General features: G+C 39.3%; 11 protein-coding genes and 1 rRNA gene. 9 read left to right on the forward strand and 3 right to left on the reverse strand.

The window, feature by feature from the left end; translation table 11 throughout:
• Positions 1-101: 101 nt before the first annotated feature.
• Positions 102-217: ribosomal RNA gene (gene rrf / locus HPC67_RS15535) — 5S ribosomal RNA — on the forward strand.
• A 168-nt stretch (positions 218-385) separates the two neighbouring features.
• On the opposite strand, the gene HPC67_RS15540 is transcribed toward rrf, so the two are convergent.
• Positions 386-556 (reverse strand): hypothetical protein, encoded by a 171-nt coding sequence (locus HPC67_RS15540; protein ID WP_217589818.1) that lies wholly within the window; start codon positions 554-556, stop codon positions 386-388.
• 194 nt (positions 557-750) lie between these two features.
• Between HPC67_RS15540 and HPC67_RS15545 the strand changes: the two genes are divergently transcribed.
• Positions 751-2379, forward strand: coding sequence for a putative polysaccharide biosynthesis protein (locus HPC67_RS15545; protein ID WP_217589820.1), 1629 nt, complete (start codon positions 751-753; stop codon positions 2377-2379).
• Positions 2380-2390: 11 nt separating this feature from the next.
• Positions 2391-3101: a pseudouridine synthase gene (locus HPC67_RS15550; protein ID WP_217589821.1), complete on the forward strand. Its 711-nt coding sequence runs from the start codon at positions 2391-2393 to the stop codon at positions 3099-3101.
• A 44-nt stretch (positions 3102-3145) separates the two neighbouring features.
• Here HPC67_RS15550 and HPC67_RS15555 read toward each other — a convergent pair whose 3' ends face one another.
• Positions 3146-3364 (reverse strand): DeoR family transcriptional regulator, encoded by a 219-nt coding sequence (locus HPC67_RS15555; protein WP_217589822.1) that lies wholly within the window; start codon positions 3362-3364, stop codon positions 3146-3148.
• 145 nt (positions 3365-3509) lie between these two features.
• On the opposite strand from HPC67_RS15555, the gene thpR reads away from it, so the two are divergent.
• From thpR to HPC67_RS15575, 4 genes are all read left to right on the forward strand, one after another.
• Positions 3510-4097, forward strand: a complete 588-nt coding sequence (gene thpR, locus HPC67_RS15560) for an RNA 2',3'-cyclic phosphodiesterase (protein WP_217589823.1) — start codon at positions 3510-3512, stop codon at positions 4095-4097.
• Positions 4081-5001, forward strand: coding sequence for an NERD domain-containing protein (locus HPC67_RS15565; RefSeq protein WP_217589824.1), 921 nt, complete (start codon positions 4081-4083; stop codon positions 4999-5001). The genes thpR and HPC67_RS15565 overlap by 17 nt, the downstream gene beginning before the upstream one ends.
• Positions 5002-5919, forward strand: a complete 918-nt coding sequence (locus HPC67_RS15570; protein WP_217589825.1) for a diacylglycerol/lipid kinase family protein — start codon at positions 5002-5004, stop codon at positions 5917-5919.
• 73 nt (positions 5920-5992) lie between these two features.
• The gene (locus tag HPC67_RS15575; RefSeq protein ID WP_217589826.1) at positions 5993-6811 is read left to right on the forward strand and encodes a phosphotransferase family protein; all 819 of its coding nucleotides are present in this window, start codon (positions 5993-5995) and stop codon (positions 6809-6811) included.
• On the opposite strand, the gene HPC67_RS15580 is transcribed toward HPC67_RS15575, so the two are convergent.
• Positions 6808-7092 carry a YtzH-like family protein gene (locus HPC67_RS15580; protein ID WP_217589827.1) on the reverse strand — a complete coding sequence of 95 codons (285 nt, stop codon included), beginning with the start codon at positions 7090-7092 and terminating at the stop codon, positions 6808-6810. The genes HPC67_RS15575 and HPC67_RS15580 overlap by 4 nt on opposite strands.
• Before the next feature lie 71 nt (positions 7093-7163).
• Between HPC67_RS15580 and trmB the strand changes: the two genes are divergently transcribed.
• Entirely contained in the window at positions 7164-7814 is a 651-nt protein-coding gene (trmB, locus tag HPC67_RS15585) for a tRNA (guanosine(46)-N7)-methyltransferase TrmB (protein WP_217589828.1), read from the forward strand.
• Between the two features lie 61 nt (positions 7815-7875).
• Positions 7876-8727, forward strand: a complete 852-nt coding sequence (locus HPC67_RS15590; protein WP_217589829.1) for a YtnP family quorum-quenching lactonase — start codon at positions 7876-7878, stop codon at positions 8725-8727.
• Positions 8728-8807 lie beyond the last annotated feature (80 nt).

Consider the following 8807-nt stretch of genomic DNA (forward strand, 5'->3'; position numbering starts at 1 on the left):
TTTCAGGGTACAAATAAAGATGAGAATATATTTAAAAAAAGGCTTGCATTTTTATGCGGAATACCTTACAATGTATCTTGTCTCCAAAAAAGGAATAACGATCTGGTGGCAATAGCGAAGAGGTCACACCTGTTCCCATGCCGAACACAGCAGTTAAGCTCTTCTGCGCCGATGGTAGTTGGGGCATAGCCCCTGCAAGAGTAGGACGCCGCCAGGCAAAGCAAATCCAGGACACAATTTAGTTTGTGTCCTGGATTTTTTGGTGAGCAGATGTGTGTCAGGTAACCGGCAAGGTGCTTCATTTTAGAATGCTAATGATCAGAAGATCAACTACCATTAGCAATTGCAATGCCGCTACGATGAAGACACACATATATATCATGTGTTATCCCATATTTGAACCACTATTTTGTCCAGAACCCATTTGTGATACGAATGGCAGCATTTTTCCAACTGTTTGACCAAGATTTTGTTTGTTTTTTGTCATCGTATAAAACGTTGCTGCACCAACACCTACAGACGCAAGTAAAGGAAGCCACATTCCATTCTTTTGCATTGCCTATCCACATCCCTTTTAATATTGGTCGGACATTTATAGCATGCACGTGAATGACACGATCACTCAAGGTATCTTATACCAAATCAACGATGGGAATAACCGTTTGTGTGTGCTAAAATATAAAACGGTAAGTTCAACGTAAGTATGATAAAATAAACAGTAATACATAACATTAATATGCAGGTGAAAAGATGTCGAATAACATTGTAAGAGGTACAATGTTGCTAACAGGAGCAACATTTTTGTCTAAATTTCTTGGAATGATTTATGTCATTCCCTTTCAAGAGCTTGTTGGTGATCAAGGTGGAACATTGTTTAATTTTGCTTATACACCTTATAATATTTTTCTCAGTATATCAACTGTAGGTGTTCCGTTAGCGGTTTCTAAATTTGTTTCTAAATATAATTCATTGGGTGATTACCAAACGGGCATGCGCATGTTCCGCTCAGGCATCATGCTCATGTTTGTAACAGGTATATTAGCATTTTTAGCGATGTTTTTTAGTGCGGAATGGTTAGCTCGTTCAATTATTACAAGTAAAGATGCGACTCAGGTTACAACTGAAGATGTTGCACTTGTTATGCGTACAGTTAGTTTTGCATTGCTTATTATTCCCGCAATGAGTATTGTTCGGGGCTTTTTTCAAGGGTATCAGTCCATGGGGCCAACGGGTGTTTCACAGGTTATCGAGCAGATCGTACGGATTGTGTTTCTGCTCATATCAGCCTTTATCATTGTTAAAGTTTTTGCTGGAGAGATCGTTACCGCCATTGGATTTGCGACCTTTGCTACGTTCATTGGAGCACTTGCTTCCAGTGCTGTATTATGGTTATATTGGCAACGACGTAAAGGAGACATTTTAAAACGAGCTGCCCAGCAACGACAAGCCCCTGCTGACATACCGACGGTTGATTTATTTAAGGAATTGTTTAGCTATGCAGGGCCTTTTATTATTGTCGGTTTAGCCACATCGCTATATCAAATTGTTGATATGTTTACATTTGAACGGGCAATGACAGATGTCGGTTATGAGGAAGGCGTTTGGCAGACCGCTTATGCTGCCTTTAACTTTTACGGTCATAAACTCGTTATCATACCAGGAACGATTGCTACAGGGCTGTCTCTGGCGATATTACCAGCATTGACGAAATCATTTACCGAAAACAATCGTTCCCAACTGTCTCATCAAATTAATCAAGCTTTGCAAATCATATTCGTACTCGTTATTCCTGCGGCTGTTGGTTTAACTGTTTTGTCTGATGTTGCCTACGGATCGTTGTACGGAATGGAGCATCTCGATATTACTGGATCTATTCTTGGCTGGTATGCACCAGTTGCGTTGTTCTTTTCTTTATTTACAGTGTCGGCAGCCATATTACAAGGGATTAATGAGCAGCGGTTTACAGTGATTAGCTTGTCTGCTGGATTATTATTAAAAATTTTGTTGAACATGTCCTTGATTCATACATTTGGAGCAAAGGGCGCGATCTTTGGTACAGCGCTTGCTGCTATAACAGCATCGTCATTGAACTTGTGGCGTATTAAACGTGCTTTAAACTTCTCATTTAAGCAGACACTAAAACGTGGTGCGCTTGTCCTTATTTTTGCAGCTATTATGACGTTAGTCATTGTAATTCTAAAGCTACTTGTCGGTATGTTTGTGCCTTATGAGGATTCCAGAGGTGCAGCGGTTCTAATGCTCACAATCGGTGTTACTATTGGTGGCGGTGTTTATTTATGGTTAGGCTATGTATCCACATTGCTTGAACGTACGCTTGGGAGTCGTGTTAGAGTGCTTGATCGTGTATTTAAAAGGTAGGAGGAATCACTATGCGGCTGGATAAACTGCTTTCTAATATGGGATATGGAAGCAGAAAAGACGTTAAGCTACTGCTCAAAAAAGCTTATGTGACGGTTAATGACGTGCGACTAAAGGATGGAAGCGTACAAATTGACCCTGAGCGTGACGTCATACATGTAGATGGTGAACGGGTTAAGTATGAAAAACATGTTTATATTTTGATGAACAAGCCTCCAGGGGTTATTAGTGCAACAGAAGATGTGCGAGATCGAACTGTAATTGATCTGCTCACACCGGAACTCCAGCATTTCGCACCTTTTCCAGTGGGGCGCTTGGATAAAGATACAGAGGGGCTGCTTTTGCTTACCAATGATGGGAAGCTGGCACATCAATTGACATCACCTAATTATCATGTGCCAAAAACATATTTTGCAACCGTTCAGGGGTGCGTAGATGCTGGCGATGTGGCACGTTTTAAAGAAGGTGTTACTTTGGATGACGGGTATGTAACAAAACCAGGAGAGCTTGTCGTCCTAAAATCTGGCACGGTCTCAGAAATTGAATTAACGATTACAGAAGGTAAGTTTCATCAAGTTAAACGTATGTTTGAATCAGTCGATAAAAAGGTTGTCTATTTAAAACGTATTAGAATGGGTAACTTGAAGCTGGATGAACAATTAAAACTAGGTGGATTTCGAAGGTTAACAGAGGCAGAGCTGGAAGCACTATCTAATAAATGATGCGGCATAGTTGACAGAAAAAGAGCTGACCACTTTCGTCAGCTTTAAGAGATTTTAACTTTCTTTGCAGTTGTTTTCCATTTTCCGCGTTTCGGACTGCTAATGAGTCCGTTGTGTACGAGGATGTTTAAATCACGTTGGACTGTACGGTGGGTCATACCAAATTCTTCTGCAATGGCTCGTGTTGATACTGTACCATGCTCTCTAATAAAAAGGTAGACAGACTTGACTCTTGTCAGCATACGTGTTGTCCTGTGATCCAAAAAACCACTCCTTAATGGTGTCATTAATGATGTGGTGCACGTGAATCTTGAGTATATTTTACACATAAATGGACAAATAGAAAAGAGGATTTACATAAATTCTATATTCTTTTTATAACATATATATGAAAGTGTGGTGACAGGCATGAAAAATTCAGCGCATTATTTCATTGCAATCGGATTGCCAAATGACATTAAAAGTTGGCTTTTACAAAAGCAGGAGGCTCTGAAGCCACTGTTGCCATATCAGATATGGACATATGAAGAAGATTTACACGTGACCTTAAAATTTTTAGGGGCTGTTAATGATGAGCAATTAACTGCCATTGATCAAGAGCTCAATAATGCGGATTTGGGGTATTCATTTAGTTTACAACTTGGCACATTAGGGTTTTTCGGTCATTCAAATCGTCCACGAATTTTATGGGCGGGTGTCGAGCATAAACAAGCGCTATTTGATCTGTATCATCAAATTAAATCACTTATGTCCAATCATTATTTTTCTCCGGAAAAGCGTCCATACCGTCCTCATGTAACGCTAGCAAAGAAATGGGGAGGCCAAGCGTTTGAGATAGACAGGCTTAAGCATATTCAATCGACAGATCAAACCTTTAAAACCATTTGGATCGATCATGTTAACTTGTATAAAATTGATCCATCTGAGCGTCCGAAGTATACATGTATCAATACATATGATCTCAAAAGGGGAGAGACACATGGCTCAACTCGTTAAATTACGAGATTACGTTTCGCGTTATGAATGGAACATTTTTAGATATCCTAGCCAGTATATTCGAATGAAGCAGGACAATTGGAACAAGCTTCATCGCCAGTGGGAAAACATGGATCAACATACAAATGATGACATAGCAACACAAGAGAATTTGTCTAAGGTTCGTAAATGGTTATCATTCATCAAAAAAGAAGCTAAGCCTAATGCTGAAGAAGACATCGATCATCACGATATTCCACAGTCAGAATTACAATTAAAGCAGCTCTTTCTTGATCAATTGCTACCATTTCAATTTAAGTGGGCAACATCTACGGTAACAGATGTTTCTTTTGTAGAGCCATCTATTTACAGAGATGAAACGCTTAAGTATTTTTTACAACGCTTTCCAGATACGTATTTGCTCATGTACTACCCGGTCTTTCACATAAAGCATGCCCCTGTAGATGGCGACATTATATTAATTAGTCCACTGGAGATTGAAATTATTCATCTTTTAGAGACTGATGCGCAAACAACCATTCGAACAAATGAAGGTCGCACATGGACTCTTGAACGTCATGATCAAAAAACGACGATACTCAATCCTGAGATTGCTTTAAAAAGAACAGAAGCGATCGTTAAACGTCTTTTAGCTGAACACAACTTGAAAATGACGATCAACCGAACCGTTTTGTCACGGACAAACAAGATCGTAACAGACCATTATTTATATCAGACAAACATAGTTGACAAACAAAATCATGATCGATGGATTCAACAAAAGAGACAGCTCGTTTCTCCTCTAAAGAGCCTGCAGTTAAAGGCAACTGGTCTTTTATTGAAGCATTGCTTGACGTCTTCTGTAAAACGTCCTGAATGGGAAGAAGACGAAACAGACTTTCAAATGGGCGAAGAGGATCTGTAAATGTACATATTTATCATTAATCCTGCTGCTGGTTACGGTCGAGCGAACAAAGTGTATGACAAGTTAAAACGTACAAAGGCTTATCGTGATATTAAAAGCCAGAGCTTTTTCACCGAATATTTAGGTCATGCTGAAGAAATAGCTCAATCAATCGCTAAACGTAAACATACACCACGCTGTGTTATTGTAATTGGAGGTGATGGAACGTTACATGAGGTCATTAATGGATTATCAGGGTCCTCGGTATCTGTTGCCTTTATTCCAGGTGGATCAGGGAATGATTTTGCTAGAGGTATTTCCCTTAAAGGTCATGCTGTAGATATATTTGAACGTATTTTACAAGAACATAGAACGATTGAGTACTGGTGTGGTGATTACACGATAGAAGGAACAACCCGCCAGTTTGTTAATAGTATTGGTTTCGGGTTTGATGCGGAGATTACGAGGCAAGCGAATCAATCTGTTTATAAAAAGTGGCTGAGTATATTTTATTTAAGCTCACTGAGCTATGTATTTGCACTAATTTATATGATATTTTATTTTAAACCAATGACTGTGACGCTAAAACTGGATGGGCAATTGCATAAGATTGAGTCATGCTGGATGATTACGATTGCAAATCAGCCCTATTATGGCGGGGGGATGAAGATTATTCCACATGCGACCGTACAGCCAGATGTTTTTTCCTTGTTGGTGATTCGCTCTATTTCAAAGTGGAAAATCCTTGCCTTATTTATGACAGTGTTTGCCGGTAAGCATTTGACCTTCAAGGAAGTAGAATGCTTCGATGCGTCGGACATTGAAATTCATTCATCCCGTCCAATATGCTATCAGGTTGATGGTCAGACAGGTGTGTGTCAACACGCTAAAATTAGAAAAAACAGCGATTATGTTAGGGTTGCGAGCGATATCCAATAATATATGCTTGAAAACATCGTTTTTTTTCGGTAATCTAATTTCATGTCGCTTTAATTTTTGAGAGATTTGAGGAATGCACGTGAACTGGCTTCAAAAGGTAATAGGAAAAGAATGGAATATTACGCCTGCAGGTGGACTGACAGGAGATGCGTATATTGCAGAGCGTCAGGACCGGCGCATTTTTCTCAAACGCAATTCATCTCCTTTTTTGGCCGTTTTGTCAGCGGAGGGCATCGTCCCCAAACTAATGTGGACAAAACGCCTAGAAAATGGTGATGTTCTAACTGCTCAAGAATGGCTTGAGGGAAGAGAACTTAAACCTGAAGAAATGCAGCATCATCATGTTGCTAATTTATTAAATAGAATTCATCAATCGTCTGAATTATTGCATATGCTCATGCGCATGGGAAAAAAAGCTGTTACATCAGATGCGACGTATAGAGATGTTGCGGCCTGGTCCCGACAAAATGGATTGCTCGATCAATATGAAGAAGTAGGTCGTGCGCTCCAAGTGTTAAAGGAGCTCCTGCCAGCAACCTATCATCAAGAGCTTGTCGTCTGTCATTGTGACTTGAATCATAATAATTTGATTCTTACCGAACATGGTGATTTATACCTTGTAGATTGGGATAATGCAATGATTGCTGATCCTGCGATGGATTTTGGCATGGTTCTAAAATGGTATGTGCCAATGAATGATTGGGATGCATGGTTAGAACAGTACGGTGTTGAACGTAATGATTCCCTTGTAAAGCGGATGTACTGGTATTTAATCGCTGATGCCCTACACTATATCAATTGGCATAAAACGCGAAATGAATGGCACAAGGTTGATGAACGTTTAGGCACACTTCGAGAACTGCTTAATACGTATCAAAGTCATTGTTATTAATCCTTCACTTGTTCAATGGCAGAAATCCAATTGTGAAGCTGTTGTGTGTTTGATTGAATATGCTCTTCGATGTTTTGGACAGATTCACCTTCAACACTATAATGATAAATTTCTGGTAGAAGTTCGATGAGCTGGTCATCGTTGAGCTGCCCGTTTGCAATCATGGATTTAACGAGTCGTTTAATTTGTTGATATTCTGAGACTTCCCCTTCAAAAGACGATTGTTGTTCACTGAGCAGATCGTGCAAGAGGGCAAGTTGATGTAAATAAGATAACGACATATCAATCACCTCGACGATAGTATGTCGCAAACTATAAAATGTTATGTAATGAGAGAGGACTGAGGATCACTATGCGTCAGCGTCATAAGCCTTGGGCAGATGATTATTTAAATGAACACGATCATATTGTTTTACCAAATCCACAGCAATACAAAGGGAAATGGTCTGCTTTTTTTGGTAATGATCGTCCTATTCATGTGGAGATTGGGACAGGGAAAGGACAATTTGTTAGTGGAATGGCCAAGCAGCATCCTGATATTAATTTTATCGGTATCGAATTGTCTAAAAGCGTTATCGTAAATGCGGTTGAAAAAGTATTAGCATCAGGTCAAAAAAATGTAGTACTCCTTAATGAGAATGCAGAAAACTTAACTGAGCTTTTTAGCGCGTCAGAAATATCAACGATTTACTTGAACTTTTCTGACCCATGGCCAAAAAATCGTCATGAAAAAAGGCGCTTAACATATTATACATTTTTAGAACGATACGAATCTTGTCTGAACCAAACAGGTGAGCTTGTACTTAAGACAGACAATAGATCATTATTTGAGTACTCTGTTGTCAGTTTTTCGCAATTTGGTATGACCCTTCAAGAGGTTAATGTTGACTTACATGCGATTGAGGACGAATTTAATATCATGACTGAATACGAGGAGAAATTCTCAGCTAAAGGACAGCCAATATATCGTTGTCGTGCGGTTTTTCATCAAGATTCTAATTGACGTGTTTTAGTTGCATCCTATTAGGTAAAACGCTAAACTGAGCGTCAAAGGAGGGGGACTTATGGAAACGTTACAAATAGGTCGGGCACAGCTAACGTGGTTGAACGGAGGCGTGAATTATCTCGATGGTGGGGCAATGTTTGGGGTTGTGCCCAAACCATTGTGGTCAAAAAAGTATCCTGTGAATGAACGCAATCAAATTGAATTAAGAACCGATCCGATTTTACTTCAATTGGATGGAAAAAACTATTTAATTGATTCTGGGATGGGTCAAAACAAGTTAACTGAAAAGCAGATCAGAAACTTTGGTGTTCAACAACAATCAAATATTGATGTATCACTGAAGCAACTCGGTATGACGACAGCAGATATTGATGCGATCTTAATGACGCACTTACATTTTGATCATGCATGTGGTTTAACAAAACCAACGTCATCAGGATATGAGCCTGTCTTTAAAGATACACCCATATATACCTCACAAGTGGAATGGCATGAAATGCAGCACCCTAATATCCGATCAAGGAATACATATTGGAAAATGAATTGGGAGCCTATTGTTAATGATGTCATGACGTTTTTAGATGAATTGGAGATCGCTCCGGGATTAAAAATGATTCACACGGGTGGACATAGTGACGGGCACTCCATTATAACGTTTGAAGATGGTGTTGATTGCTTTATTCATATGGCAGATATTATGCCGACACATGGGCATCAAAATAAATTGTGGGTGCTTGCCTACGATGATTTTCCGGTAACCTCCGTTCTTCAAAAAGAAAAATGGATGGCATTTGGCTATGAAAAACGAGCTTGGTTTACATTTTATCATGATGCGTATTATCGTGCGATTCAATTTGATCAAGATGGGAATCGTTTGAATGTTTTAGAACGAACGCGTGATATAGATTAAGGAACTATAGAAAAAAGTGCCATGCATTCAATATGAGTGCTGGCACTTTTTGGTTCTAAGTCAAATGACGTTGGTATTGA

The organism is Lentibacillus saliphilus, from assembly GCF_019093865.1.
GTDB classification, from domain to species: domain Bacteria; phylum Bacillota; class Bacilli; order Bacillales; family Amphibacillaceae; genus Lentibacillus_B; species Lentibacillus_B saliphilus.